At 72.7% G+C, this 26,619-nt stretch carries 23 protein-coding genes and 1 pseudogene; 19 read left to right on the plus strand and 5 right to left on the minus strand.

Annotation, left to right across the window (positions count from 1 at the left end):
* Positions 1-63 precede the first annotated feature (63 nt).
* Entirely contained in the window at positions 64-333 is a 270-nt protein-coding gene (locus AB0C22_RS07930) for a hypothetical protein (protein ID WP_219463073.1), read from the plus strand.
* A gap of 341 nt (positions 334-674) precedes the next feature.
* Complete coding sequence (locus AB0C22_RS07935; protein WP_219463071.1) at positions 675-1,742, plus strand: TauD/TfdA family dioxygenase; 1,068 nt, start codon at positions 675-677, stop codon at positions 1,740-1,742.
* 15 nt (positions 1,743-1,757) lie between these two features.
* Here the strand turns inward: AB0C22_RS07935 and AB0C22_RS07940 are convergent, their stop codons facing one another.
* Together AB0C22_RS07940 and AB0C22_RS07945 are read right to left on the minus strand one after the other, a co-directional pair.
* Positions 1,758-2,300, minus strand: a complete 543-nt coding sequence (locus AB0C22_RS07940; protein WP_357534464.1) for a DUF4386 domain-containing protein — start codon at positions 2,298-2,300, stop codon at positions 1,758-1,760.
* Positions 2,183-2,965 (minus strand): DUF4386 domain-containing protein, encoded by a 783-nt coding sequence (locus AB0C22_RS07945; RefSeq protein WP_357534165.1) that lies wholly within the window; start codon positions 2,963-2,965, stop codon positions 2,183-2,185. Before AB0C22_RS07945 ends, AB0C22_RS07940 begins: the two co-directional genes overlap by 118 nt.
* 94 nt (positions 2,966-3,059) lie before the next feature.
* On the opposite strand from AB0C22_RS07945, the gene AB0C22_RS07950 reads away from it, so the two are divergent.
* Complete coding sequence (locus AB0C22_RS07950; RefSeq protein WP_219463068.1) at positions 3,060-3,704, plus strand: TetR/AcrR family transcriptional regulator; 645 nt, start codon at positions 3,060-3,062, stop codon at positions 3,702-3,704.
* 133 nt (positions 3,705-3,837) lie between these two features.
* On the opposite strand, the gene AB0C22_RS07955 is transcribed toward AB0C22_RS07950, so the two are convergent.
* Positions 3,838-6,099 carry a cytochrome P450 gene (locus AB0C22_RS07955; protein ID WP_357534167.1) on the minus strand — a complete coding sequence of 754 codons (2,262 nt, stop codon included), beginning with the start codon at positions 6,097-6,099 and terminating at the stop codon, positions 3,838-3,840.
* A 142-nt stretch (positions 6,100-6,241) separates the two neighbouring features.
* Positions 6,242-7,324 (minus strand): NAD(P)-dependent alcohol dehydrogenase, encoded by a 1,083-nt coding sequence (locus tag AB0C22_RS07960; RefSeq protein ID WP_219463063.1) that lies wholly within the window; start codon positions 7,322-7,324, stop codon positions 6,242-6,244.
* A gap of 73 nt (positions 7,325-7,397) precedes the next feature.
* On the opposite strand from AB0C22_RS07960, the gene AB0C22_RS07965 reads away from it, so the two are divergent.
* The 12 genes and pseudogenes from AB0C22_RS07965 to AB0C22_RS08020 all read left to right on the plus strand — a co-directional run.
* Positions 7,398-8,867, plus strand: coding sequence for an aldehyde dehydrogenase family protein (locus AB0C22_RS07965; protein WP_357534169.1), 1,470 nt, complete (start codon positions 7,398-7,400; stop codon positions 8,865-8,867).
* On the plus strand, positions 8,864-10,180 hold the full coding sequence (locus AB0C22_RS07970; RefSeq protein ID WP_357534171.1) for a helix-turn-helix domain-containing protein: 1,317 nt from the start codon (positions 8,864-8,866) through the stop codon (positions 10,178-10,180). Before AB0C22_RS07965 ends, AB0C22_RS07970 begins: the two co-directional genes overlap by 4 nt.
* A 173-nt stretch (positions 10,181-10,353) precedes the next feature.
* A complete protein-coding gene (locus tag AB0C22_RS07975; protein WP_219463058.1) occupies positions 10,354-11,376 on the plus strand; it encodes a zinc-binding dehydrogenase in 1,023 nt (340 codons plus the stop codon).
* The gene (locus AB0C22_RS07980; RefSeq protein ID WP_219463056.1) at positions 11,373-12,848 is read left to right on the plus strand and encodes an amidohydrolase family protein; all 1,476 of its coding nucleotides are present in this window, start codon (positions 11,373-11,375) and stop codon (positions 12,846-12,848) included. Before AB0C22_RS07975 ends, AB0C22_RS07980 begins: the two co-directional genes overlap by 4 nt.
* The gene (locus tag AB0C22_RS07985; RefSeq protein WP_255597632.1) at positions 12,845-13,924 is read left to right on the plus strand and encodes a BMP family ABC transporter substrate-binding protein; all 1,080 of its coding nucleotides are present in this window, start codon (positions 12,845-12,847) and stop codon (positions 13,922-13,924) included. The genes AB0C22_RS07980 and AB0C22_RS07985 overlap by 4 nt, the downstream gene beginning before the upstream one ends.
* 37 nt (positions 13,925-13,961) lie before the next feature.
* A complete protein-coding gene (locus tag AB0C22_RS07990) occupies positions 13,962-15,554 on the plus strand; it encodes an ABC transporter ATP-binding protein (RefSeq protein ID WP_308290808.1) in 1,593 nt (530 codons plus the stop codon).
* Positions 15,554-16,942, plus strand: a complete 1,389-nt coding sequence (locus AB0C22_RS07995) for an ABC transporter permease (RefSeq protein ID WP_357534175.1) — start codon at positions 15,554-15,556, stop codon at positions 16,940-16,942. The genes AB0C22_RS07990 and AB0C22_RS07995 overlap by 1 nt, the downstream gene beginning before the upstream one ends.
* Positions 16,939-17,853: an ABC transporter permease gene (locus AB0C22_RS08000; RefSeq protein WP_208570019.1), complete on the plus strand. Its 915-nt coding sequence runs from the start codon at positions 16,939-16,941 to the stop codon at positions 17,851-17,853. The genes AB0C22_RS07995 and AB0C22_RS08000 overlap by 4 nt, the downstream gene beginning before the upstream one ends.
* 278 nt (positions 17,854-18,131) lie before the next feature.
* Positions 18,132-19,076: an alpha/beta hydrolase gene (locus tag AB0C22_RS08005; RefSeq protein ID WP_357534177.1), complete on the plus strand. Its 945-nt coding sequence runs from the start codon at positions 18,132-18,134 to the stop codon at positions 19,074-19,076.
* 4 nt (positions 19,077-19,080) lie between these two features.
* Positions 19,081-20,328 (plus strand): histidine kinase, encoded by a 1,248-nt coding sequence (locus tag AB0C22_RS08010; RefSeq protein ID WP_357534179.1) that lies wholly within the window; start codon positions 19,081-19,083, stop codon positions 20,326-20,328.
* Entirely contained in the window at positions 20,325-20,927 is a 603-nt protein-coding gene (locus AB0C22_RS08015; protein ID WP_219463048.1) for a response regulator transcription factor, read from the plus strand. Before AB0C22_RS08010 ends, AB0C22_RS08015 begins: the two co-directional genes overlap by 4 nt.
* Before the next feature lie 135 nt (positions 20,928-21,062).
* Positions 21,063-21,545, plus strand: a pseudogene (locus AB0C22_RS08020) (LacI family transcriptional regulator); the annotation flags it as partial.
* Between the two features lie 60 nt (positions 21,546-21,605).
* Here AB0C22_RS08020 and AB0C22_RS08025 read toward each other — a convergent pair.
* On the minus strand, positions 21,606-23,078 hold the full coding sequence (locus tag AB0C22_RS08025) for an arabinofuranosidase catalytic domain-containing protein (protein WP_219463046.1): 1,473 nt from the start codon (positions 23,076-23,078) through the stop codon (positions 21,606-21,608).
* Positions 23,079-23,402: 324 nt separating this feature from the next.
* Here AB0C22_RS08025 and AB0C22_RS08030 point away from each other — a divergent pair, with 324 nt between their 5' ends.
* The 4 genes from AB0C22_RS08030 (at position 23,403) to AB0C22_RS08045 (ending at position 26,504) form a co-directional block, all read left to right on the plus strand.
* A complete protein-coding gene (locus tag AB0C22_RS08030; RefSeq protein WP_255597631.1) occupies positions 23,403-23,687 on the plus strand; it encodes a helix-turn-helix transcriptional regulator in 285 nt (94 codons plus the stop codon).
* A gap of 49 nt (positions 23,688-23,736) precedes the next feature.
* On the plus strand, positions 23,737-24,948 hold the full coding sequence (locus AB0C22_RS08035) for a helix-turn-helix transcriptional regulator (protein ID WP_091243678.1): 1,212 nt from the start codon (positions 23,737-23,739) through the stop codon (positions 24,946-24,948).
* A 205-nt stretch (positions 24,949-25,153) separates the two neighbouring features.
* On the plus strand, positions 25,154-25,312 hold the full coding sequence (locus AB0C22_RS08040; RefSeq protein WP_329020253.1) for a hypothetical protein: 159 nt from the start codon (positions 25,154-25,156) through the stop codon (positions 25,310-25,312).
* Positions 25,302-26,504, plus strand: a complete 1,203-nt coding sequence (locus AB0C22_RS08045) for a helix-turn-helix domain-containing protein (RefSeq protein ID WP_308290807.1) — start codon at positions 25,302-25,304, stop codon at positions 26,502-26,504. Before AB0C22_RS08040 ends, AB0C22_RS08045 begins: the two co-directional genes overlap by 11 nt.
* Positions 26,505-26,619: the final 115 nt, after the last annotated feature.

Genomic DNA, 26,619 nt, shown 5'->3' on the forward strand with positions numbered 1-26,619 from the left:
GCCCGGCACCCGGGGCTGACGGCGGTGCCGTCGACCCGGGACGGGACCCTTTCATTGATACCCTTGACTGCTCTCGGGGTGGCCGCATTCGACGTCGCCCTGGAGACGTTGCCGGTGGGCATCCTGCCCCTGGTCGCCACCGACCTGGACGTGTCCGTGTCGCACGCGGGGCTGCTCGTCACCGGCTACGCGGTCACGGTCGCGGTCGTCTCGGTGCCGCTGACCCACGTCACCCGGCGGGTGCCGCGTCGCCGGCTGCCGGGTGTCCTGCTGGGCGTGCTGGTGGTCGCCCGGGGCGGTACGGCGCGACGGGCCGTCCGAGGACGAGAATAGATCGTATTGCGAGATGGTGTCTCTGTTGACGTTGCGGTGGGCGTTGGTTAGCCTGGACCGATCATCGCCAGCCGCAGGAGAACGCCATGATCCGAGTTCCGCAAGGCTCTGGATTGCTGGTGCGCGGCTACGAGGAGCCGTTGCGGGTGCACCCGCCGCGGGAGGGCATGCGCCCCGGGACCGCCGCCGGGGACCCGCAGACCCCGTTCTGATGGACAGGCACGCCGTCTCCCGACCGGGACACGGCGATCGCCCACGTCGTTGATCAGCCCGGTGGGCGGCACCGCCGCCCCGGGACATTGACCCGTTTTCCGCAGAACCGACCCTCGGAGCGCACCATCATGACCACCGCAATCGATCTCGCCCCCATCTCCGGCCCGTCCGCCTGGCGCGGTGACGAGCTGCGTACCTCGACCGAATGGGTCTACCAGCTCAGTGACGCCGAGCGCGCCGAGCTGGAGACCGTCGGCCGCCAGTTCGTCGCCGACAACCCCGACCTGCGTACGGTGACCGCCGCCGACTACCCGCTGGCGGCCTGTGCCGGGCTCAACGAGGAGTGCGCCCGCCAGCTCGACAGCGGACGTGGCTTCATCCTGGTCCGGGGCCTGCGCACGGAGGAGTACGGCGACACCCTCGCCGGGGCGATCTTCTACCTGATGGGGCTGCACCTCGGCGTGCCGATGGGGCAGAACCAGATGGGCGACGTGCTCGACCACGTCATCGCCACCTCCAACAAGACCCTCGACGACCCGTCGGCCCTGCCGTCGCGGGTCCGCGACCGGCTGCCGTTCCACTCCGACAGCTCCGACGTGGTCGCGCTGATGTGCCTGCGGGCGGCCAAGGCCGGCGGGGCGAGCAGCCTGGTCAGCGGCACCACCATCTACAACGAGATCCTGCGCCGCCGGCCCGACCTCGCGCCGCTGCTGTTCGAGCCGTGGCACTGGGACTGGCACCGGCAGGACCCGGACGCCCCGGCCCACACCTACACCTCGCCGATCTGCAGCTACGTCGACGGCATCTTCAGCACCTACGCCGGCACCTCGATGATCTTCTCGGCGCAGGACTACCCGGAGGTGCCCCGCCTCACCGAGGCGCAGATCGAGCTGCTGCACCTCTACGACGAGGTCTCCCAGGCTCCCGGCCTGGCCCTGGACATGGACTTCCAGCCCGGTGACGTGCAGTGGCTGCTGAACTACGCCGCCCTGCACTCGCGTACCGGTTACGTCGACTTCCCGGAGCCGGAGCGCCGCCGGCACCTGCTGCGGCTGTGGCTCAAGCGCGACGTCGGCCGGCCGCTGGTGGGCGGCTTCGGCAAGCACGTGGTGACCGAGCGCGGCAGCGAGATCGCGCCGGGCGGCCGGTTCCACATCGCCGAGGCGGTCGAGCCCAACTTCGAGTGGGGCAACTGACCCACCGGCCCCTCGTCAGGACGGCCCGCAGCGCCCCAGTGTCGTGGCGCGGCGGGCCGTCCCCGTGCGGTCGGCACCCGGTGCATCGTCGGGTGGGGTGGCACCGGGGGAGCGGTGGCGGGCGGCGTAGGTGAGTAGCCAGCCCATCAGGACGACCTCGCCGACGAAGGTGACCCCGGAGACCTGCACCGGCTGGTCGGCCGACAGCAGCGACCCGACCGAGTCGGCGAGGTAGCCCGCACCGGCGACCGCCACCAGCGCCGCCACCCAGGTCGGCACGGTGTCCGACCGCCAGGCCAGCCATCCGACCAGCAGCAGGTGGACGCCGAACAGCAGCAGGCCCAGGTCCCAGACCTGCTGGAAGTCGGTGAGTCGTGGAGGCCCGTCGGCGGCGAGCCGGTCGGCTCCCGCGCCGTCGCGCAGCAGGCCGGCGACGGCGATCAGGTGGGTGAGCGCCACGGCGAGGACGACCGCGTACCCGGTGCGGCACCAGGCCGACAGCAGTGCGACGGTGGGCCGGGTGCGGCTGAGCGGCGCCCGTAGCGCCCAGCCGACCAGCACGTGGACCCGTCCGCTCCCGCCCCGTCTGCTCCGCCGGTGTTGTTCGGCACGGCTGCACCGCCGGTGGTGGCCGGGGCGTCTGCACCGCTGGCGCTGGTCAACGTGCCTGCTCCGGTGGCGGCGGCAGTGGCGGGGCCGGGCGGCGTGAAGCCCCGGGTGAGCAGCCGCAGGCCGAAGAGGATCTCGAACAACCCGCCCGGGACGGCCAGCGCGACCCCGACCGCCATGCCGGCCAGCTCGGCTGCCGCGCCGACCGCCAGCAGCGCGTAGCCGACGGTTCCCCAGAGTGCGAGCCAGCGGGGCAGCCAGTGCCGCCGGGCCAGGGTCAGGCAGAACGGCACGCTGCCCAGTCCCAGCGCCAGCATGGCCAGCTGGTAGGCGAGGTCGCCGGCCCCGTCGCCGAACCGGTCCCGCAGCACGATGCCGGCGGCGAGCAGGAACGCCTCCGCGCCCCGGGCCACCAGGTAGACCCAGGCGGCGCCCGGGTGCACCCGGCGCAGCGCCCGGAAGGCCAGCGCACCGATCGCCGCCACCAGCACGGAGTTGGCCAGCACCAGCACCACCCCGGCCGGGTGCCCGGCGAGCGCGCTGCCGGCGCCGTAGGCGACGAACGCCGCCAGGAAGAACGCGCCGGCCCACCGACCGGCCACACGCAGGGACATCGTCGCCTCCAGGGCTCTTCGTACTAAGTACGACTTACTTAGTACGGTACGGTGGGCGGTGCAGGCGGTCAACCGGGTGTCAGGGGAGCGACAGGTGGGCGAACCGGTGCGGCAGCTCAGCCGGGAGCGGGTGCTGCGGGCCGCCGTCGCCATCGCCGACGCAGACGGTCTCGGCGCGCTGACCATGCGCTCGCTCGCCGCCGCGCTGCACGCCAAACCGATGTCGCTCTACCACTACATCCGCAACAAGGACGAGCTGCTCGACGCGCTCGTCGACGGGGTCTTCGCCGAGATCGACCTGCCCGCGCCGGGCGGCGACTGGCGGGCCGAGGTGCGCCGGCGTTGCCTGTCGGCCCGGACGGTCCTCGCCCGGCACCCCTGGGCGCTGACCCTGATCGAGACCCGGACCAGCCCCGGCCCGGCCACCCTGCGCCACCACGACAGGATGCTGGGCGTGCTGCGGGGCGGGGGCTTCTCACTGCCGATGACGGCCCACGCCTACGCGGTCATCGACGCGTACGTCTTCGGTTTCGTGTTGCAGGAGGCGTCACTGCCGTTCGACGGCGGCGACTCCGCCACCGAGGTCGCCGATGCGATCATGGCGGGTTTCGCGGCGGGCGACTACCCGCACCTGGTCGAGTTCGCCACCCAACACGTCCGGCAGCCCGGCTACGACTTCGGCGGACAGTTCACCTTCGGCCTCGACCTGATCCTCGACGCCCTGGCGAACGCGGCCTGACGACCACCGGCTCCGGTCGGGCCGCACGCATCAGAGGCCCCGGCCGCGCCACGTGGTGCGGCCGGGACCTCCAGCCCGGAGGCGGACGCCTGGACGGCCGACCCCGGGACCGGGCCGGCCGTCCAGGCAGGACCTACAGGTCCAGCACCAACCGCTCCGAGTGGCACCGCCCGACGCAGATCATCATGCTCCGGCCGGCCGCGCGCTCCTCATCGGTGAGCAGCGAGTCGCGGTGCTCCGGTGTGCCGGCGAGCACCCGGGTCTCGCACGCGCCGCAGTAGCCCTTCTCGCAGTCGTAGGTCAGGCCCGGCACGACCTCGCGCAGCACGTCGATCATCCGGCGGTCCCTCGGCACCCGCAGGGTCGCCCCGGTCCGCGCCAGGTGCACCTCGAACTCGGTGTTCGCCGCCGGGTCGAAGGCGACCTCGAGGTCGTCACCGGCGGTGAACCGCTCGACGTGCAACTGCCCCGACCGGTCCGTCTCGGCGCAGACCCGCTCCACCGCGTCGATCATGCCGGTCGGTCCGCAGCAGTAGACGGCGGTGCCCGGCCCGGTGGCGTCGAGCAGCGCCCGCAGGTCGGGCAGGCCGGCCTCGTCCTGTGGCAGCAGGGTCACCCGGTCTGCGGCCAGCGCCGTCACCTCGTCGACGAAGGCCATCGAGGCGCGGGTACGCCCGCCGTACACCAGGTGGAACGGCACGCCCCGGCGGTCGGCCTCGCGGGCCATCGCCAGGATCGGGGTGATCCCGATGCCCCCGGCGAGGAAGAGGTAAGCGGGGGCGTCGACGAGCGGGAAGTGGTTGCGTGGGCCGCGTACCGAGAGGGCGACGCCCGCTCGGGCCAGCGTGTGCAGCTCCACCGAACCGCCCCGGCCGGCGGGCTCGCGCAGCGCCGCGATCCGGTAGTGCCGGGTGTCGGCCGGGTCGCCGCACAGCGAGTACTGCCGGACCCGCCCGGACGGCAGCCGCACCTCCAGGTGCGCACCCGGCGCCCAGGGTGGCAGTTCCGCGCCGGTCGGGTCGGCCAGGCGTACCTCCAGCACCTCGTCGGTTGCGGTGGCGGTGGCCGCCATGACCAGTTCCCGGTCGCCGGTCAGGCTGGCGGTGGGCCGGGTCCCCGCCGCGTCGGCGTCGCGGCGGGGACCCGGGGTGAAGACGGCCGGGATCGCATCCCAACCGCTCTGGTTGCCCCGGGTGGGGTAGGCGACGAGGCCCTCCTCCACCACCCGGAAGTCGGGCAGCCGGGTGAGCACCTGCGTGATCATCTCGCGGAACATCAGCCGGGCCAGATGGGCACCGGCGCAGCGGTGGCTGCCGATGCCGAAGCTCAGGTGCCGGGCGGCGTCGCGGTCCAACCGGAGCTGCTCGGGCTCGGGGAAGACGACGGGGTCGTGGTTCGCCGCGACCCAGGGGATCAGCACCCGCTCACCGGCGGCGACCGGGCAGCCGCCGACCTCGGTGTCGGTGCGGACGGTACGGGCCATCGACTGCGACGGGGCGAACACCCGCAGGAACTCGTCGGTGGCGGTGAGCAGCAGGTCGGGGGACTCGATCAGGCGTTGCCGGTCGTCGGGGTGCCGGCTCAGGTGCACCAGGGTGGAGCCGGTCAGCGAGGTGGTGGTGTCCACCCCACCCGCGATCAGCAGCCCGATCACCGAGACCAGCTCGTCGGCGGCGAACAGCTCCCCGTCGGGGCGGCGCTGGGCGGCCAGGTAGCTCACCGCGTCGCCGGTCGGCACGGCCCGCCGCTCGACGATCAGCTCGCGGATGCGCTGGTCGAGGTAGGCCAGGCCGGCGGCCCCCCGTACGGCGCGTTCGCTGCCGGGCAGCGCGGCGAAGATGTCGTGGATCGGGCCGGCGAGCTTGGCCCAGTCGGATTCGGGGAAGCCCAGCCAGTCGAGGGTGACGGCGGCCGGCAGCGGGTTGGTCAGGTCGCGGACGAAGTCCACCGACCCCTCGGCGATGAAGGCGTCCACCACGCGGGTGGTGTGCCGGGCGACCATCGGGGCCAGCTCGGCGACCGCGTCCTGGGTGAGCAGCGGGTTGATCAGGTCGCGGTAGCCGGTCGCGGCGGGCGGGTCCAGCTCGATCGGGTACTGCTCCAGGCCGGGGCCCCGGGGGATGACGATGGCGGTGCCGTCACCCCCGGCGGTGGCGCGGGCGGAGGAGAAGGTGTCGTCGTCGCGGGCGATCCGGACCACGTCGGCGTACCGGGTGGTGTAGACGAAGCCGCCGTGCGCGTCGGTCCGGCCCACCGGGCAGGTCTGCCGGAACTCCCGGTAGTAGCCCACCGGGTCGGTGTTGCACTCGGCCGAGTGGTGGTCGAAGGGCGCGACGGGCCGGTCTGCGGTCGCGGTCTGCGCGGCGGCCGGGGCGGTGCGCTGCTGTTCGGTCATCGGGACGTGCTCCACAGGTGCGGGACGCTGCGCGGTGTTGCCCAGCCGCGCCACTGGGTGTGGGTCTGACGCCAAGGGTAATGTCGCTCACATAGCGAGACAACGTTTCACGATAAGATGCAGAAACGTCGATGTCGGCCGGTCAGAGGGTCAGTACGGCCTTGCCGACCTCGCCGGACCGCAGCGCCGCCACCGCCTCGTTGATCTGCGTGAAGGGGAACCGGGTGATCAGGCGGTCCACCGGGAAGTTGCCGGCGGCGTGCAGGTCCAGCAGCTTGGGCAGGAACACCTGCGGGAGGCTGCTGCCGCCGATGATGCCGGTGATGCTGCGGCCGTTGAGCACGCTGCGCCACTCGAAGCTCATCTGCTCGCTCGGGCCGATCCCGACCACGCCGCAGCGGCCGAGCGGGCCGAGCGACTCGACGGCCAGCCGCAGCACGTCCTCCCGACCGGTGGTGTCGATCGCGACGTCGAAGCCGTGCGGGGCGATCGCGGTCAGCAGCTCGCGGGGGTCGCCGTCGGTGGAGTTCACCCCGTGGGTCGCGCCGAGCAGTCGGGCCGTGTCGAGCTTGCCGGCGTTGACGTCGACCGCCGCGACGACGGCGCAACCGGCCACCCGGGCGGCCAGGATCGCCGCGACGCCGACGGCGCCCGCGCCGAAGACGACGAGCGAGGAGCCGACCTCCGGGCGCAGCACGTTGAGCACCGCGCCGGCCCCGGTGCCGAAACCGCAGCCGAACGGGCCGACCACGCCCAGGTCGATCTCCTTGCTGATCGGCACCACCGCGCGGGCCGGGGCGACCACGTGGGTGGCGAACGACGACTGGCCCAGGAAGTGGCCGTTGACCTGCTGCCCGTCGCGGGAGAGCGCCGAGCTGCCGTCGGGTCGCCGGCCGGTGAAGTTGACCGCGTCGAACTGGCGGCAGTAGGCGGGGTTTCCGCCCCGGCACAGCGGGCAGTCGCCGCAGGAGGTGAAGCTCATCGCGACGTGGTCACCCGGCGAGACGCCGGTGACCCGCGCGCCGACCTGCTCGACCACTCCGCTGCCCTCGTGGCCGAGCACCGCCGGGGTGGGGAAGAAGTTGGCGAACTCCAGGTCGGTGGCGCAGATCCCCACGCTGTGCACCCGGACCAGCACCTCGTCCGGCCCGGGGTCGGCGAGGTCGATCTGCTGGAGGGTGAACGGCCCTCCAGCGTTCTCCAGCACCGCCGCTGTGATCCGCACGCGCCCTCCCTAGTGACTCACAAAGCGAGATTGCATCTTGACATGCGAAACGTAGAGGGTCAAGGATTCGCACATGGCTGACCTGGACATTCCCACCGCCCGCCAGCTCATCGACGGCGACTGGACCGCCGCCGCCGACGGCGGTGAGCTACCGGTGCTCGATCCCGCCACCCGGGAGACCATCCAGTCGGTGGCCCGCGCCCGCGCGGTCGACGTCGACCACGCCGTCGCCGCCGCCCGGCGGGCCGCCCCCGGCTGGGCGGCCACCTCGCCCAGCGAGCGCGGCGCGATCCTCTCGCGCTGGGCCGCGCTGATCGGCGAGCACGTCGAGGAACTCGCCGCGTACGAGTCGCGTGACGTGGGCAAACCCCGCTCCGGCGGGCGGCTCAACATGTACATCACCCAGGGCATCGTCGACTACTTCGCCGGGGCCGCGGACAAGCTCACCGGCGTCACCCTGCCCACCCGTACGCCTGACTACTTCGGCTACACCCGGCCCGAGCCGTACGGCGTCTGCGCGGTGATCATCCCGTGGAACGTGCCGGCCGTGCTCACCGCGGCCAACGTGGCCCCCGCCCTGGCCGCCGGCAACACGGTGGTGCTGAAGCCGTCCGAGGTCGCGCCGTTGTCCCCGTTCGCGCTGGCCGAGCTGGGCCGCCGGGCCGGGCTGCCGCCGGGCGTGCTCAACGTGGTCACCGGGCTCGGCCCCGAGGCCGGGGTCGCGCTCACCGGGCACCCCGACATCGACCACATCAGCTTCGTCGGCTCGACGGTGACCGGCCGGGCCGTCATGCGGGCCGCCGCGCAGCACCTGGTGCCGGTCAAGCTGGAGCTGGGCGGCAAGTCCCCGAACGTGGTCTTCGCCGACGCCGACCTGGACGTGGCGATCCCGGCGATCATCGCGTCGATCACCGAGAACGCCGGGCAGAACTGCTACGCCGGTTCCCGGCTGCTGGTCGAGGAGTCGATCCGGGCGCAGGTGGTGGAGCGGGTCGCCGCCGGCATGGCGGCCGTCCGGACCGGCCCCTGGGACCAGGACCTCGACATGGGCCCGCTGGTCAGCCAGGCCCAGTACGAGCGGGTCCGGGGCTTCCTGACCGAGGCCCCGGCCGCCGGGGCCCGGCTGGTCACCGGCGGCGAGCCGGCCACCGCCGCGTTCGACGACGGCTGGTACGTCGCCCCCACCGTCTTCGACCAGGTCGACTCGGACATGCGGCTGGTCCGCGAGGAGGTCTTCGGCCCGGTGCTGGCGGTGCAGGGCTTCCGGGGCGTCGACGAGGCGGTGGCGCTGATGAACGGCACCGACTTCGGCCTGCTGGCCTGCATCTGGACCAGTGACGTGTCCCGGGCGCTGCGGGTGGCCGGGCTGGTTCGCTCCGGGCAGGTCGCGGTGAACCAGTTCCACGACGCCGGGGTGATCGGCTTCCCGTTCAACATGCAGAAGGAGAGCGGCTTCAGCCGGGGCGGCGGCTACGCGGCGCTGCGCGAGTACACCCAGGAGAAGGCCGTCGCGGTCCGGCTGCTCGACCGACCGTCGGCGTGAGCCGATCGGGTGAGCTGGCGGCGGCCCGCCCACGGCTGGCCGTCGCCGCCGCGCCGGCGCCGGCCGCGTTCGCCCAGTGGCTCGCCGAACTCGCGTTCGGTGGCGCCGGCTGGCCGGAGCTGCTGGCCGCGGTGGCGGAGCGGACCGGCGCGGCCTGCCGGCTGGTGGCCGAATCGGGGGAGCTGCTCGCCGCCAGCGACGGCGCGGACGGCCCCCGTTGCGCCGCCACGCCGGACGACGTGCGCCGCGCCCTGGTCACCGGCCGGGCCGGAACGGGGGTGCCGACCCTGGTCCGCTGCGTCGACGGGTGGACCGGTCGGGCGGTGGCGGTGGGTGCGGGGTCCCGCCGGCTCGGCGCGCTGCTGCTGGCCGAGCCGGTCGCGGCCGGGCAACTGGCGCTGGCGGGGGCCGCGACCACCGCACTGTTGATCGAGGCGGTCCGGCACGAGTCGCCGCCGCCTGCCGTCCGGGACGCCGCGACGGTGCTGCGGGCCCTGCGTGACGGCCTCGGCGACCCCACCGGGTCGCCAGCCGGACCCGCCGGGGGCGGGGCCGGGCTGCTCCGGGCGGGCGAGGCCGGCTTGCCGCAGGCGGGCGAGACCGGGCCGTCCGCTGCCGGCGGGGCCGGGCCACTGCGACCCGGGGAGGCCGAGCTGCTGCGGGCGGGTGCGGCGCACGGCTGGCGGTTGGACCAGCCGCACGCCGTCGCCGGGATCGCCTACACCGGGGCGCAGCAGCGCCGCTGGGCGTCGGCGCTGAGCTGGCTGGACCGGCCGGTGCTGGCCGAGGGGCGGCGGGCCTGGACCCTGCTGCACGGTGACGTGGAGCGCGAGGTGACCCGGCTGCGGGTCCGGTTGGACCAGATCGTGGGGGCCGGGCAGGTGCGGGTGGTCGCCGGTGCGCTGGTGACCGGGCCGGCCCGGACGGCGGAATCGTTCCGGGACGCGGACCGGCTGCTGCGGCTGCTGCTGCGCGCCCCGGACGAGCGCGTCGAGCTGCCGTTCGGGCAGGCGGGGCTGGCGCAGGTGCTGTTGGCCGTGCCGGACGAGCGGTTGCGCTGGTTCGTGCACCGGCACCTGGGGCCGATCGCGCACCGCGACGACCTGCTGCGCACCCTGGACTGCTGGTTGGCGACCGGGGGCAGCCGGCAGGCGGTCAGCGAACGGTTGCACCTGCACCGCAACTCGGTGGGCTACCGGGTCGGTCTGATCAAGCGGCTGTTGGGGGTCGACCCGCTCGATCCGCAGACGGTCGCGGTGCTGCGTACGGCGTTGGCCGCGCGGGAGTTGCTGGCCGCGTCCGAGGCCGGTTGATCCCCTGGTGGGTGGCCTGTGAACGGCCTGGACGACCTGCTTCGTTAACCGTTCCGCCTCTTTTGCGGCAAGCCGTTGACACGCCGCCGCGCCGCAGGCAGAGTACGTCTCCAAGCAACGAGAATCACAATGCAAGACGCCATATTGACTGGTAGACCATGGGGGAGGTTGCGATGCGGGCGATGGTCCAGACCGGTTTCGGGGGGCCCGAGGTGCTGAGCCTGCGGCACCTGCCCGACCCCGAGCCGGGCGCCGGCGACGTGGTCGTCCGGGTGCACACCGCCGCCCTCAACCGCCTCGACCTGCTCCAGCGGCGCACCGCCCTGCTCCCCGGCTTCGCCCTGCCCCACGTCGGCGGCATGGACGTCGCCGGGCAGGTCGACGCCGTCGGGCCGCAGGTCACCACGGTACGCCCCGGCGACCGGGTGCTGATCGACCCGACCATCGGCTGCGGAGCCTGCGCCACCTGCAAGAACGGCCAACCGGGCTACTGCCCGACACTGGCCGTGGTCGGTGGCAACCGCCCCGGCGGGTTCGCCGAGTACGTCACCGTCCCGGCCACCGTCGTGCACCGGGTGCCCGCCCACGTCGACCTCGCCGACGCCGCCGCGCTGCCCACCGCGTGGAGCCTCGGCTGGCACGCCGTGCACCGCGTCGGTGAGGTCCGCGCCGGGGAGTGGGTGCTGGTGCAGGCCGCCACGAGCGCGGTCAGCATCGCCGCCATCCAACTCGCCCGCCGGGCCGGCGCCCGGGTGCTCGCCGTGGCGCGTACCGAAGCCAAGCGGGCCGTCGCCGCGGACCTCGGCGCGGACGTGCTCGACCTCGACGACCACACCGTGGAGCGGGTGCTCGAGCACACCGACGGTCACGGCGTCGACCTGGCCGTCGACCACGTCGGCACCGCCACCTGGGCCACCTCGCTGGCCAGCCTGCGCACCGGCGGTCGGATCGTGCTGCTCGGCAACACCACAGGCGACCAGGTCAGCTTCTCCCTCTCCGACGTCTACCGGCGCGGGCTGCGGCTGCTCGGGGCCGGGGCGTACAGCCCGGCGGACTTCGCCGACATGCTCGACGCCTACTTCACCGGTGGCCTGCGGGTGGTCCGGGGCGCGGAATACCGGCTGGCCGACCTGACCGAGGCGTACGCCCGGCAGGAGTCCGGCGACCTCATCGGCAAGATCCTCGTCCGGCCATGACCACCACCCCGACGGCGGGCACCGCCGACCTCCGCCCGGCCGACCTGCTGATCGTCGACGCCGAGATCGTCACCATGGCGGCCGACCGGGCGGTCGTGCCCGGTGGCACGATCGCCGTGGTCGACGGCCGGATCGCCGCGATCGGCCCGGCGGCGACGCTACGGGCGGCGTACCCGGGCAGTCCCGAACTCGACGCCACCGGCTGTGTGGTCGTCCCCGGCCTGGTCAACGCCCACCAGCACACCACCGCCGACCCGCTGGTGCGCAGCAGCATCCCCGACGACGTCCCGGCCCAGCAGGCGATCTTCGACTGGATCGTGCCGCTGCACAGCGCGGTCACCGGCGACGACGACGAGTTGTCGGCCACCCTCACCGCCGTCGAGTCGCTCAGCTACGGGGTCACCACCCTGCTGGAGCCCGGCACGGTGGCGCACCCGCTGCGGGTCGCCGCCGGGCTGCGTACCGCCGGCATCCGGGCCCGGGTCGGCGGCTGGGGCTGGGACGCCCCCGACGTGCCCTACGCCCGGCCGGCAGCCGACACCCTCGCCGTGCAGGCCGACACCGTCGCCGCCCTGGCCGGCGACCCGCTGGTCACCGGCTGGATCACCCTGGTCGGGCACGACCTGGTCAGCGACGCGCTGTTCACCGGCGCGGCGGAGCTGGCCGACCGGCTCGACGTGGGCATGACCTGGCACCTGTCGCCCGGCCCCGAGGACGCCGCCGCCTACGCCGCCGCCGGTCGGGCCCGGCCGGTGCGGCACCTGGCCGACCTCGGCGTGCTGGGCCCCCGGCTGCTGCTCGGCCACGCGGTGTGGCTCGACGACGCCGAGGTCGACGCGCTCGTCGAGACCGGCACCGCGGTCGCCTCCTGCCCGGGGGCCTACCTGCGGCTCGGCCAGGGTTTCACCCGGGCCGGCCGGCACACCGCGCTGCACCGGGCCGGCGGCCGGCTCGCGCTGGGCTGCGACTCGCACAACGCCGGGGACACCCCGGACCTGTGGCGGGCCGCCCGACTCTTCGCCGGCCTGGAGCGGGACCGGGGCGTTCCCGACCCGCTGCGCGCCGACGAGGTCTTCGCCCTGGCCACCGTCGACGGCGCCGCAGCCGTCGGGCTGGCGGCGCAGACCGGCTCCATCGAGGTCGGCAAGGCCGCCGACCTGGTGCTGCTCGACACCCGGACCATCCCCTGGACCCCGCGCGGTGACCTGCCCACCCAGCTCGTCTGGGGTGCGGCCGGGCACACCGTCCGGGACGTTCTGGTCGACGGCCGGCTGGTGGTCCGCGACCGGCGGATCACCACCGTCGACGTCGACGCCCTGCGCGAGGAGGCCGCCCAGCGTCGGGCCGCCCTGCTGCGCCGGGTCGGCATCGACATCCCCCCTCGCTGGCCCACCGTGCCAGCGACCGAGTTCTCCGCGCGCCGGTCCGTGCCGGGCCGTGCGCCGACCCCACGTGAAGGGAAAGCACCATGACAATGAGGATTGGTCGGGGTCCGGCGGCGCTGCTCGCCGGGGCGCTGGGATTCGCCCTGGTCGGTTGCGCGAGCAACGACGCGACCGCACCGTCGGCGGCCGGTTCGGCCAGCAGCGGTACGGCCCCCGCCGGGCAGCCGGATGCCAACGGCGACGGCAAGGTCGTCATCGGGGTGCTCAGCCCCGGTGACATCAACGACAACGGCTACTACGAGAGCTTCGTGATCGGTGCCGAGAAGTTCGCCACCGAAAAGGGCTGGCAGGTCATCAAGCGCGGCAACGTGCCGCCGACCGAGGCGCTCAGCGCCGCCCGCGCGCTGTGCCAGCAGGGCGTGGACATGGTGGCGCTCGGGGCGTCCGAGCTCAAGGACGCCATCCCGGCCTCCGAGGAGCCGGTCTGCGCCAAGACCTCCTGGTACGTGCCGTCGTCGGAGAACATCCCGCAGAGTCCCCGGGTGACGCTGTCCAGCGACGACCCCAACCAGAGCATGCTCGCCGCCGGGTACGCCACCGGCCTGGTCATGCAGCAGAAGAACGCCACCAAGGCCGGTTTCGTCACCGGTATGGAGGCCGACTTCTCGGTCAACGCCGCCAAGGCGTACAAGGCGGGCATCCGGATGGTGGTGCCGAACGCGACCCTGGTGACCACCTACACCGGTGACTTCAACGACTCGGCGAAGGCCCGGGAGGCCGTCCAGGCGCAGATCAGCCAGGGCGTCAAGGTCGTCTACCCGTACCTGGGTGGGGCCACCGACGCCGCCGCCAAGCTGGCCAACACCGGCGGTGCGCTCACCCTGACCCCCGGCACCGACCGGTGTGACTCGACCGACCCGCGCTTCGACATCTCGGTCATCTTCGACCCGGGCGCGTACTTCGCCGCCGCGCTGGAGCTGTTCGCCAAGGGTGAGATGACCCTCGGCACCACCAAGAAGTGGGAGCTGGGCAAGGACCCGTACCCGGCCGTCAAGATCTGCAAGGCGACCCCGGAGCAGACCCAGAAGATGGACGCCTTCGTCGCCGACGTGGCCAGCGGCAAGACCGACACCGCCGCGACGGTCGCCAAGCTCGGCTCCTGATTCCCGCTGCCCGACGACCAACGAGGTGAAACGGACTGTGGACGTTGACGACCAGCTGACGCCGGCTCTCACCCTGCGCGGAGTCAGCAAGCGTTACGGTCCGGTCGTCGCCTGCGACGCCGTGGATCTCGCCGTACGACCCGGCGAGATCCACGGCCTGCTCGGCGAGAACGGGGCCGGAAAGTCGACCCTGATGAAGATCCTGCTCGGGTTGGTGCACCGCGACGCCGGCACCATCACGCGCGGCACCGAACCGGTCGAGATCGACAGTCCGCAGGTCGCGGCCGACCTCGGGCTGGGCATGGTGCACCAGCACTTCAGCCTGATCGAACCGCTCACCGTCTGGGAGAACGTCATCCTCGGCGACACCGGGCGGATCGACCGGGCGGCGGCCTGCGCCCAGGTCGAGGAGGTGTCCCGCCGGTACGGGCTGCCCATCGACCCGAACGTGCGGGTCGACCGGCTCTCCGCCGGGGAACGGCAACGCGTCGAGCTGATCAAGTGCCTGCGCCGGGACCCGTCCATCCTGATCCTGGACGAGCCGACCTCGGTGCTCACCCAGGCCGAGTCGGCGGAGCTGTTCACCGTGCTGCGCCGGGTGGTGCAGGCGGAACGGCGGGCGGTCATCCTGATCAGCCACAAGCTCGCCGAGATCATGGCGGCCACCGACCGGGTGACCGTGCTGCGGCGCGGCGCGGTGGCGTTCCACGGCGCGACGAAGGACACCACCGCCCAGCAACTCGCCCGGCAGATGGTCGGCCGGGAGGTGTCGTTGCAGTCCGAGAGCGCCGCGCTGGGCCTGCTGCCGGTCGAGCGCCCCGCGCCGGTCGGCGAGGCCGACGGGGCGGTGGTGCCCCCGACGGCCCCCGGCCCGGCCGCGCAGGACGAGCCCGCGGCGTTGCGGCTGCGCGAGGTCACCCTGCTCATCGGCGGCCTGCCGGTGCTGGACCGGCTCAGCCTCGACGTGGCCCCCGGCGAGATCGTCGGCCTGTACGGGGTCGAGGGCAACGGTCAGGCCACCGTCGGTGAGCTGCTGTCCGGGCTGCTCGTCCCCGACTCCGGCACCGTCGAGATCGACGGCCGGCCGGTCGACCTGGTCCGCCCCGGCGCGCTGCACCACGCCGGCCTCGGCATCGTGCCCGAGGACCGGCACCACTCCGGTGTGGTGCTGGACATGAGCGTCGCCGAGAACCTGGTGATGAAGTCCCTCGCCGGAGTGACCACCCGGGGGGTGCTCAGCCGGCGGCGGATGCACAAGATCGCCCAGCAGCAGATGACCGAGTTCAACATCGTGGCGCCCTCCCCGGACACCCCGCTGCGCAGCCTCTCCGGCGGCAACCAGCAGCGGGTGGTGCTGGCCCGGGAGCTGTCCGCCGGCCCGAAGGCGCTGGTCGCCGCCCAACCCACCCACGGGCTGGACGTCGGCGCGATCGAAGACATGTACGTGCGGCTGCGGCAGGCCGCCGCGGAAGGGGTGGCGGTGTTGCTGATCTCCACAGAGTTGGAGGAGGTGATGGCCCTGGCCAACCGGATCGCGGTGATCTCCTCCGGCCGGATCGTCGGGGTGCTCCCCACCGCCGAGGCCACCGCCGAGCGGCTCGGCATGCTGGTCGGCGGGGTGAGTCACTGATGGCCACCCTCGGTATCGACGGCACCGGCCAGCGGCTGCTGCGCCGGCTCAACCCCGGCCCCGGCGGCTGGCAGGTCGGCCTCGCCACCGTCGCCACGATCGGCGTCGCGCTCGGCCTGTCCGCCCTGCTGATCGCGGTCACCGGCGGCTCGCCGACCGCCTCGACCAAGGCCCTCTACCAGGGCAGCATGGCCTCCCCGGCGGCCTGGTCCACCTCCCTGCTCTATGTCGCGCCGCTGCTGCTGGTCGCGGTCGGGGCCTGCGTCAGCGCCCGCTCCGGCTTCTTCAACATCGGCCAGGAGGGGCAGGTGCTGATCGGCGCGCTCGCCGGCGCGTGGGTCGGCCTGCGGCTGGCCGTACCCGGACCGCTGCTGCTGGTCCTGGTGCTGCTCGCCTCGGTGGTCGGTGCCGGGATCTGGGCCGGGCTCAGCGCGTTGATGTACCGGTTCCGGGGCGTCAACATCGTGGTGAGCACGATGCTGATGACGTTCCTCGCCCAGCAGCTCATCTCGTTCGCGGTGAACACCCCGTGGCTGCTCCAGGAGTCCCGGCTCGGCCGGGGCACGCTGTCCCCGCAGTCCAACCCGGTGCCCGAGAACGCCCGGCTCACCTCCCTGGGCGAATACCCGAACCTCCAGCTCAACGGGGGTCTGGTGCTGGCCGTCGTGGTGGCGGTCGTGCTGGCGCTGGTGATGGCGCGTACCCGCTGGGGTTTCCGGTTGAAGATGGTCGGCCTCAACCCGGCGACGGCCCGGCACGCGGGTGTGCGGGTCGGTGCCCTCGGCGGCATCGCGCTGGCGATCTCCGGGGCGCTGGCCGGTCTGGCCGGTGCGCTGCTGCTGACCAGCCCGGTCGGCACCAACCGGTTGCAGCCGGGGATGTCGCTCAACATCGGCTGGGACGGCCTGCTGGTCGCCCTGGTGGCCCGGAACAACCCGCTGCTGGCCATCCCGGTGGCGGTGCTGTTCGGCGTGCTGCGGGCCGGCGGCAGCTTCCTGGCCGCCACCGGCGTGCCGTCGTTCCTGGTCGACGTGGTCAAGGCGCTGCTGGTGCTGGCCTTCGTCGCACCCCCGGTGGTGATCGGCATGCTGCGCCGACGTCGCCTGGCCGACGAGCCGTCGACCCCCACCTCCACCCCGACGGCACCGACCGCCGCCGCTGCCACCCCGGCGACTCCGGTCGCCACCACCCCGACGGCTCCGGTGGCCGCTGCCGCGTCGACCGACCCGGCCTCCGGGTCGTCCCCGGTAGACCCGGTTGCCGGGTCGGACCCGGCCGGATCGGCGGCGTCGGTGCCCGGACCCCGGGCCGCCGCGTCGCCACCGGCGGACCCCGGCGACGCCGGGACCGCCGGCACCAAGGACGCCATGGAAGGCAGGTTGGCATGAGCGCCGCCGACAACATCGCCACCATCCTCTCCAGCGGGGCCCGGCTCACCGTGCCCCTGGCCTTCGCCGCCTGCGGGGAGTACGTCGCCCAGCGCGCCGGCACCCTGAACATCTCCGTCGAGGCGATGATGCTCGGCGCGGCGTTCGGCTCGATCGCGGTCGCCAGCGCCACCGGCAGCGCCACCATCGGCCTGGTGGCCGGCGCGCTGGTCGGGGTGGCGGTGGCGTTCGTGCACGGCATCCTGTCGCACCGGGTGCAGATCAACACGTTCGTCGTCGGCCTGGTGCTCAACGCCCTGGTGCTGGGCCTCACCAGCTACCTGATCACGGTGAGCACCTTCACCGGCCACCAGGTCTGGCAGGTGGACATCCCGGTGCTGCGCGACATCCCGATCGTCGGCCCGATGCTGTTCGTGCAACGCTGGCCGGTCTATCTGCTGCTGGCGGTGATCCCGCTGACCTGGTGGCTGGTCGAGCGCAGCCGGTGGGGGCTGGAGCTGCGGGCGGTGGGGGAGAACCCGCAGGCCGCCGACGTCAGCGGGATCGAGGTCAACAAGCGACGGCGACAGGCGCTGCTCTGGTGCGGGCTGCTCGCCGGGCTGGGCGGGGCCTACCTGGCGGTCGGCGAGGTCGGCTCGTTCAACCAGAACATGACCGCCGGCCGGGGTTACCTGGTCATCGCGGCGGTCATCTTCGGGGCCTGGCGGTTGGGCCGTACCCTGATCGGCTGCGTCGTCTTCGGTCTGGCCGACGCGATGCGGCTGGCGCTGCCGGCGCTCGGGGTCACCATGAACTCGCAGCTGCTGATCGCCGCGCCCTACCTGCTCGCCCTGCTGGCGATGCTGGTGTTCGCCACCACCCACCGCGAACCCCGGGCGCTGGCCCAACCGTTCCAACGCGGCACCACCTGACGGGGGATTCCTCGACTCCGGTCCGCCCACACGGCGCAGCGGCCACCCTCCTCCGGTGGCGGTCGCTGCGCCGTGTGGGTCCTGGGTCGGCACCCGCCCGCCGTGGTGGTCGTATCTCGTTGATCACGAGGACCCGGGGGTCCCACGGGGCATACCATGACTTTTTGTCACGATCGGTCGTGACAACGGGACACTTCCGCAGCGCCTCGCGCGCTTGATTGGCTGGTCAGGCATCACGGGGGTGATCCGGATGCGCCGCCGATCCGAAATGAGAACCCATGCGAAAGCCCGTGCGAGTCGTGCTCACCACCCTCGGTGTCCTGGTCGCCGTGCCGGTGCTCCTGCTTGCGACCACCGCCGTGGTGAACGTGGTGGCGACGAAGTCGGAAGCCTCCTCGATCACCCGTTACGGGCAACTCGTGCCCGTGGACGGCAAGCAGATGAACGTGGTGGTCGCGGGCAGCGGTGCCGAGACGGTCGTGCTCCTGCCCGGCCTCGGCACCGCCGCCCCCGGGCTCGACTTCCAGCCGCTGATCACGGAACTCCGGAGCACCTACCGGGTCGTCGCGGTCGAACCGTTCGGCACCGGCCTGAGCGACCCCGCCGACACCGACCGCACCGCCGCGAACATCACCCGGGAGGTGCACGAGGCGCTCCGGCACCTCGGCATCGACCGTTACGTGCTGATGGGCCACTCGATCGCCGGGATCTACGCGTTGACCTACAGCGCCAGCTACGCCGACGAACTCGTCGCCTTCGTCGGCATCGACAGCAGCGTCCCCGACCAGCCCGGCGGGGACGAGCCGATCCCGACCGGGGTGATCGTCGGCCTGAGCAAGCTCGGCATCACCCGGGCGCTGGCGGCGATCGCCGACGACCCGTACGCGGGCCTGCCCTACGACGAGCGGACCAGGAAGCAGCTGCGGTTGCTCAGCGCGAAGAACACGGCGGCCCCGACGATGGTGAACGAGATGGAGCACGTCTCGGCGAACTTCGCCGCGGTCAGCGGGAAGACCTTCCCGAAGGGGCTGCCCGTCCTGTTGTTCGTACGGTCGGACGACCCCGACGTGGCGGGTTGGGTCGCGCTCCACGAGCAGCAGGCGGCGAGCGTCGACACCGGTCGGGTCGTCCTCCTGGCGGGCGACCACTATCTGCACCACACCCTGTCGGCGGAGATCGCGCAGGAGACCAGGGCTTTCCTGGCGGCACGGTCGCTACGCTGAGCCGGTGACGGACACCTGGCCGGGTGCACCGCGGGTGACCGCCGACCTCCGGGCGATGCGGCTGTTCACGGTGTTCTCCCTGGGGCTGGGGATGCTCGTCGGTGGCGTCGTGCAGGTGGTGCTCGGCGTGGGCACGGCCACCGGCGTGCGGGTGGTCACCCTCATGGTCGCGACGGTCGCCGCCGTCCTGGTCGGGCTGGCCACGATCCCCCTGTTGCTCCGGGCCCCCGACGAGGCGACGCCCGGTCATCCACTCGTCCTCGTGCTGCTGGCGCTGTCCGGCGCGGTGTGGGTGCTGGCCGTGCTGCCACCGTTCGCGGGCTGGGGGTGGGCGTTCACGCTCGCGGTGGCGGGCGGCGTGCTCAGTTGCCTCGTGCGGGGCTGGTGGCGCGCGACGGTGATCCTCTGCTGCTGGGCCGCGATCGGTCTCGGCGGCCTCATCGGCGTGCTGGCCTCGCCGCGTGCCGCCGTCGTGGCGTGGCACGCCGAAGCGGGTGCCGAGGCCGTCGTGATCAGCACCCTCGCGCTGGTCACGCTGCTGCCCCTGAGCGCGGTCTGGGTGCAGCAGGTGGTGCTGCGACTGGAACACGCCCGCCGGCTCGCCTCCGACCTGGCGGTGGCGCAGGAGCGGCTCCGGTTCGCGACCGACCTGCACGACATCCAGGGCCACAACCTCCAGGTGATCGCGTTGAAGAGTGAACTGGCGGAGCGGCTGCTGCCCGATCGGCCCGAGCGGGCCGGCGGGGAGATCGCCGAGATCCGCCGGATCGCGCAGGTGGCCCTCGACGACACCCGTGCCGTGGTGAACGACTACCGCACCGTCACCGTGGCGGTGGAGGCGCGCAACGCGGCGGCGGTGCTGCGCTCCGCCGGCATCCGGTGTGCGGCCCACATCGGGACGCCGGACCTGCCGGTGGCCCTCGGCGCGGTGTTCGCCGTCGCGATCAGGGAGGCGGTGACGAACGTGCTCCGGCACAGCAGGGCGACCGAAGCCACCATCGCACTCGTCCGCGTCGCGGCGGAGTACCGACTGACCGTCACCAACAACGCCGCAGGCGTACCGCGTCCGGACGGAACGGGCCTGGCCGGCCTCGCCCAACGCGTCGCGGCCCACCGCGGGACGGTCGAGACCACCCGCGAGGACGACACCTTCACGTTGACCGTCCGCATTCCGGCGCCCGCCGCCGGCGCGCCGGGGCCCGCTCCGCAGGAGCCGACCCGGCCGACGAGACGACGGGGGACCCGCCGGTGATCCGGATCGTGATCGCCGACGACGAGGAACTCATCCGGGGCGCGCTCGTGGCGTTGCTATCCCTCGAACCCGACATCGAGGTCGTCGCGGATGTCGCCGACGGCGAAGCTGCGGTCGCGGCTGCCGTCGCGCACCGACCCGACCTGACCCTGCTCGATCTCGAAATGCCCGGACTCGACGGGGTCGACGCCGCCCGACGACTGCTGCGTCTCGTCGCGACGCAGGTCGTCATCGTCACCCGCCACGCCCGACCGGGGACGTTGAAGCGTGCGCTGAGCGCCCGGGTGCACGGCTTCGTGCCGAAGTCCACCCCCGCGTCGGAGCTGGCCAGGATCATCCGGTCGGTCGCCGCCGGTGAACGCTACATCGATGCGCGTCTCGCCGCGTCGGCACTCACCGAGCAGGAGAGCCCGCTGACGCCCCGGGAGATCGACGTGCTGAGACTGACCCGGGACGGCCTGCCCACCAAGAACATCGCGCGGCAACTCGGCCTCGCCCACGGCACCGTCCGCAACCACCTCTCCTCCGCGATGGCGAAACTGAACGTCGATTCGCGCACCGCCGCCGCCACGATCGCCTGGGAACACGGCTGGATCTGAGTGCGCCGTTTTCGGTTCTCGCAATTTCGTTGATATAGCGGTATCGACGAGCCGTCGATACCGCAACATCGGCGACGATGAGTCGATCCCGGGATTCGAGTCTGGTCGCCGCCGCTTCTCCCCGTGGGGGGCCGGGTGAGGGGGCGTCATGTTAGATCCACACTCCCGCGGATCGTCACCGGGCGCCGGGTGGACGGTGTGGTCCTGATGGAGATCCGCTTGGAGGACGACCGGGTGACCCGCCTGACCAAGACCGGTCTGCCGTTCGTCACGATCGGGCGGATCGCCGAGCCGCACGACATGAGCTGGATCGACATCGACTATTCCGGGCTGATCGCCCGCTGCGTGCACCACCTGGCCGATCTGGGGCACCGGCACGTGGCCCTGGTCAACCGCTCCGCCGAGTTGGTCGCCGCGGGTTACGGGCCCAGCCATCGAGCGCTCGCCGGTTTCCGGGCGGCGGCGGTGGAACGGGGGCTGACCGGCGTGGAGGTCTGCCGCGGCGACGACACGGCCTCCGGCGAGGCGTGCGTGGAACAGTTGCTCGTGACACATCCCGACGTCACGGCCATCGCCACCATCAACGAGGCCGCCCTGCCCGGAATGCAGCGCGCGCTGACCGGTGCCGGCACCGCGAGTCTCGCGGTGCCGGCAGCGCCGGTCGGGTGGTGGTACGGATCAGCTGCGGGTGGACCAGCGCTGGTTCTGTTGCCCGTTGCAGGCCCAGAGGAGGAGCTTGGTGCCGTTGGCGGTCCCGGCGCCGCTGGCGTCGAGGCAGAGCCCGGACTGGACGCCGGTGATGGTGCCGTTGGAGTTGATGTTCCATTGCTGGTTGGTGCCGCTGTGGCAGTCCCAGATGATGGCCTGGGTGCCGTTGGTGGTGCCCTGGCCGCTGGCGTCGAGGCACTTGTTGCCCAGCACCTGCAGTTGTTTGCCGGCGGTGTGGGTCCAGCGTTGGGCGGTGTTGCCGGTGCAGTCCCAGAGTTGGACCTGGGTGCCGTTGGTGGTGGTGCCGTTCGGCACGTCGACGCAGCGGTTGGACTGGCCACCGACGAGTTGGACGCCCTGCGGCGGGTTACCAACGGCCGGCGCGTACGCGGCGGCGGCGATGTTGGCCTGTACCGCGTCCTCGGTCGTCGCGGTCGGGTAGCCGGAGGTCATCACGCCCTCGTAGAAGGTGCCGCGGGCGGTGTTGCTGTTGTCGCCGCCGATGCCGAGCAGGATGGCGCCTTCCTTCTTCATCGGGTGGTAGCCGTTGGGGCGGCGTCCGTCGAAGTAGGTCGTCAGGCCGCCGGACTGCGCGCTGCCGCCGCGGATCGCCCAGTGGTTCGGTTCGCCCTTGACGATGGCCGTCACGAAGCGGTGGTTGATGGGCGGCATGGGGTTGTATCGCGGGTTCACTCCGGAGAAGAGTCCCCACTCCATGTCCATCATGATCCAGGGGCCGTTGCCGTCCCCGTAGCCCCACACCTTGTTGTTGCCGAAGTAGATGGTCTCCATGATGCCGATGTCGTCGGCCATGGCGTTCGTCTGCGCGTTGCCGTAGTCGAAGCAGCACCCGTTGTTGTAGTGCGTGCCGTCGAGGACGGCGTACATGCCCTCGGGCTGGTCGCCGGTCGCGATGCCGTTGGTGTTGTTGTTGCGGTAGCCGGTGCCCGGAGGGATGTAGACGCCGTACGCCTTCTGGCCGCCGATCGTGATCGGCGCCGCCTTCGCGTCGGCAAGGTTGTCCGACCCGCCAGGCCCGGGGCCCGGCACGCCGCCACCCAAGGCCTGGGTGAGACGGTTGTTGCGGCCGGTCTGGTCGTAGATGATCGTGATGACGCAGTTGGTGTTGGTGCAGAACGTGTCCTGCGCGGCGGCGTCGGCGTAGCCGCCCGCGCTCAGCACGCCGACGTCGCGGGTGGTGTTGTCCGACGAGCGGCGAACCTGGTAAAGCGGGCCGTTGTACGCGCCGTACAGCGCCCGGGTGGTGCTGTGCGCGGCCACGCACGGGGTGCCACCTGAGGCGTAGATGTCGCACGGCCCCGTGCCGGCGGCGCGGGCGACACCCGGCGCGTCCGAGACCACGTAGATGCTGGCGCCGACAGCGAGAACCAGCAGGGTTCCCGTCGCGGCGAGCAGACGACTCAGTCGTCCCTTCACATTCATCGGATCCTCTCGGCGGTGAGGTGGAGCGTGGTGGTGGCGGGTTGAGCCTGTGTTGCCGGACCGATCCAGTTCGACACGGTTGGTGCCGTGGGCGGCGGTGGTTCGAGCCTCGCTACCGGCCCAGACTGACGTCACACGTCATACCTATTACATTAATGCCCGTCCATGCGTTGCGCTACCGGGCGCGGGCCGTCGCATCCGACCCGGTCGACGCCCCGCTGGCCGGGGAACATGCCGACTCGGGGCTTGGGTTCCGGACGGATATGCCGACAGGGAAGAGGGTGCGTGCCCGTTTCGGGGCAAGAATCGATTCGAGGGCGCGGCATGAACATCGGGGAGATCGCCCGCCGGGCGGGGGTGTCCTGCAGCACCGTCTTCTGCGTCCTGAGCAGGAAGCGGACCGTCTCGGAGGGGACCCGGCAGCGGATCCAGGCGGTCATCGACGAGCTGGACTACCGACCGAACGCCAGCGCCCGCGCGCTCAAGGAGGGACGCAGCCGCACCCTCGGGCTGGCGATCCCCCCCGGGATAGCCGTCGAGCAGGTGCTGATGCGGGGCAGTGAGACGAGGGGTTATGCGGTCGCGGGATGGTCGGTAGCGTTGGTGTGACGGCGGCCGGTCGGTCGGCGATGCATCCCGCACTGACGAGGAGGTCGGGGTGGATTTCTTGCCGGAGTTGACGTTCGGGCAGCGGCTGAAGGTCTACCGGGAGCGTTCCGGCAAGACCCGCGCGGTGCTCGGTGGGCTGGTCGGCCGGAGCGCCGAGTGGGTCAAGGCGGTGGAGACCGATCGCATCCTGCCGCCGCGCATCCACATGTTGGACCGGATCGCGCGCGCCCTCAAGGTCGACGTCGCCGTCCTCGCAGGCGAGCTGGGTAACCGGTCGGCGGTGGTCAACGGCCCCGAGCATCCGGCGCTGGCATCGGTGCGGGACGCGGTGAACCGCTTCACGGTCTTCCCGGACGTTCCGGCCGAGTCCTTGTCCAGCCTGCGTGAGCGGCTTGCGGCGGCGTGGCGGGCGCGTCATCAGGCGTCGGATCACCGGACGGTGCTGGGTGCGTTGTTGCCCGCGCTGCTGCGGGATGTGCGGCACGCCGCCCTGGTTTACGAGGGTGCGCAGCGGCGACAGGCGCAGGCGCTGTTGGCCGAGACGCTCGGGGTGGTGCAGATGTTCCTCGCCTACCAGCCCGCCGCGGAGTTGATCTGGCGGGTTGCGGATCGGGCGATGGTGGCGGCGCAGGAGTCGGGCGACCCCGAGGCGATCGCCCGAGCGGGGTGGTTCCTGGGGCAGGTGCACCGGGACACCGGCGATTGGGACACCGCGATGGCGGTGACACTGGACGTGCTGTCGGCTCTGGAATCCCGGGCGGCCGAGGGAGACGCTGGTCTGCTGGCCCTGTGGGGAGCGCTGAACTTCGAGGCCGCGTACACCGCTGCCCGGGCGGGGGAGGAGGGCCGGGCGTGGCGGTACTGGGATCGCGCGGACCGGGTCGCGCAACGCCTGCCGCAGGGCTTCTACCAGCCACAGACGTCGTTCTCCCGGGTTGTCATGGGCGCTCATGCGGTGACCGTGGCCGTGGAGTTGCAGAAGTTCGGCGAGGCGGTCCGACAGGCGCGTCGCCACGAGGCGGCGACGATTCCGTCGAGGCCGCGCCGGGCGCGGCACCTGATCGAGGTCGCAAGGGCGCACCACGGGAAGGGCGACAAGGAGGCGGCCGTGGCGACGCTCCGGCAGGCGTACGAGTCGGCTCCGGAGACGATCCGCTTCAACGGGTACGCCCGACAGATCACCCTGGACCTGCTCGACGGTCCACGGTCCACCCGTGACGAGGCCCGCGACCTCGCGGTGAAGGTCGGCCTCGTCCCGTGAACCGGGGGTAGAGACCCTACCCGTTCCCCATGGTCACCATACGTAGCGTCTTCCGCACGGGATGCGGCGGGCGGTGCGACTTCGCCTGGTCGCCGCGTCCCCCTCAGCACGGGGCGAACGATGCCCCCGTGATCCGGCGCGGTGGTGACGTTCTCCCGAGCACATCGCCGCGCCCCTTCCGAAGGGGACGACGCGGATGGGTGGCGTGGACAGTGATCGGGGCGTAAGCCGGGGTGAGCAGATCCAGGCGGCGGAGCGGGCGGCGGCAAGACAGCGGCTGCTCGTGCAGGCCGAGGCGGAGCGGATACCGGTGGAGGAGACGACCCGGGCGGTGCCGGATCGGCGGTGGCGTCGTGGACGGTAGTGAGGTGCTGCCGGTCGGTCGGCGGGTGGCGTACTGGCGAGGGCGGCGCAGGCTGTCGCAGCAAGTGTTCGCCGACCGGTTGGGCAAGTCGAAGAGTTGGGTGGACAAGGTCGAGCGGGGTGTCCGGACCCTGGACAAGGTGTCGACGCTTCAGGAGATCGCCACCGTGTTGCGGATCGACACGAGCGTTCTCCTTGGTCGCGATGTTCCGCCGGCCGGGGGAGTCGGTCAGGTCGAGGGGGTGGGGCGGGTCCGGGAGGCGTTGTCGGCGTACGACATCGCGGTGGGCCGGCCGGCGGGACGGGGCGGCGTGTTGTCGGCGGATCGGCTGGCGCGGGACGTCACCCACGCCTGGGTCACGTTCCAGCACGCCCGGTATCCGCAGGTGGTCGGGTTGATCCCGGGCGTGTTGGCCGCCGCGCAGCGTGTCCACGCGGATGATCCGGTGGCGGGGCGGTCGGTGCTGGTGCAGGCGTACCGGCTCACCGCGTCGTTGCTGGTCAAGCTGGGTGAGACGGAGCTGGCGTGGTTGGCTGCCGACCGGGCCATGACCACCGCGACCGGTGACGTGGTGCTGGTGGCCGCCGCGACCGTGCCCCTGGCGCAGGTGTTACGCGCGTCGGGGCGGGCGCGCACGGCCAGGTCGACGGCGCTGGCAGCCGCGTACCGGATCGCCCCGCCCGACCTCGACGGCGCGCCCGCCCCCGGGCTGTCGCTGTGCGGGACCCTGGTCGTGCAGGCCGCGCTGGCCGCCGCCCGCGACGGCGACGACCGCGCCACGGTCGACCTGCTCGACGAGGCCGCCGGGATGGCCGCCCTCGTCGGCGACGGCCACGACCACCACCGGACCGCGTTCGGGCCGGTCGCGGTGGACCTGGCCCGGGTCGCCACCGCCCTCGACCTCGGTCATGCCGGTGAGGCGGTGGCCTGGCACGAGAAGACCACCGCCCGCGATGCCTGGCGGTGGCTACCGGCCGAACACCGCGCCGCCCACCTGCTCGACGCCGCCCGCGCCTACCTGCACGCCGGTGACCCGGGCAACGCCGGCCGCGCCCTGCTCGCCGCCGAGCGCACCGCCCCCGGCGAGGTACGCCACCGGCCCACCGCCCGCGCGGTGATCGCCCGACTCGTCCACGACCCGCACGCCCCCGCCGCGATCATCCAGCTAGCCGCCGCCCTCGAGGTGGCCTGAGCATGACCGCCCCGTTCCTGTCCCTGGCCCAAATCCGCAACCGCCTGACTCTCCAGGCCCGCCACGCCCTCCGCAACCCGCACCCGGCCCCCGCTACCCGCGACCCACGCCCGGC

This window comes from Micromonospora sp. NPDC048894 (genome assembly GCF_040649765.1).
GTDB classification, from domain to species: domain Bacteria; phylum Actinomycetota; class Actinomycetes; order Mycobacteriales; family Micromonosporaceae; genus Micromonospora; species Micromonospora antibiotica.

Bases quoted from the DNA above. Each gene is read 5' to 3' on its own strand.
- AB0C22_RS07945 (WP_357534165.1), bottom strand. From the start codon at position 2,965: ATGTCCCTGCGTGTGGCCGGTCGGTGGGCCGGCGCGTTCTTCCTGGCG.
- AB0C22_RS08005 (WP_357534177.1), top strand. From the start codon at position 18,132: ATGCGAAAGCCCGTGCGAGTCGTGCTCACCACCCTCGGTGTCCTGGTC.
- AB0C22_RS07955 (WP_357534167.1), bottom strand. From the start codon at position 6,099: ATGACCGAACAGCAGCGCACCGCCCCGGCCGCCGCGCAGACCGCGACC.
- AB0C22_RS07995 (WP_357534175.1), top strand. From the start codon at position 15,554: ATGGCCACCCTCGGTATCGACGGCACCGGCCAGCGGCTGCTGCGCCGG.
- AB0C22_RS07985 (WP_255597632.1), top strand. From the start codon at position 12,845: ATGACAATGAGGATTGGTCGGGGTCCGGCGGCGCTGCTCGCCGGGGCG.
- AB0C22_RS08000 (WP_208570019.1), top strand. From the start codon at position 16,939: ATGAGCGCCGCCGACAACATCGCCACCATCCTCTCCAGCGGGGCCCGG.
- AB0C22_RS07975 (WP_219463058.1), top strand. From the start codon at position 10,354: ATGCGGGCGATGGTCCAGACCGGTTTCGGGGGGCCCGAGGTGCTGAGC.
- AB0C22_RS07935 (WP_219463071.1), top strand. From the start codon at position 675: ATGACCACCGCAATCGATCTCGCCCCCATCTCCGGCCCGTCCGCCTGG.
- AB0C22_RS08030 (WP_255597631.1), top strand. From the start codon at position 23,403: ATGAACATCGGGGAGATCGCCCGCCGGGCGGGGGTGTCCTGCAGCACC.
- AB0C22_RS08025 (WP_219463046.1), bottom strand. From the start codon at position 23,078: ATGAATGTGAAGGGACGACTGAGTCGTCTGCTCGCCGCGACGGGAACC.
- AB0C22_RS07980 (WP_219463056.1), top strand. From the start codon at position 11,373: ATGACCACCACCCCGACGGCGGGCACCGCCGACCTCCGCCCGGCCGAC.
- AB0C22_RS07965 (WP_357534169.1), top strand. From the start codon at position 7,398: ATGGCTGACCTGGACATTCCCACCGCCCGCCAGCTCATCGACGGCGAC.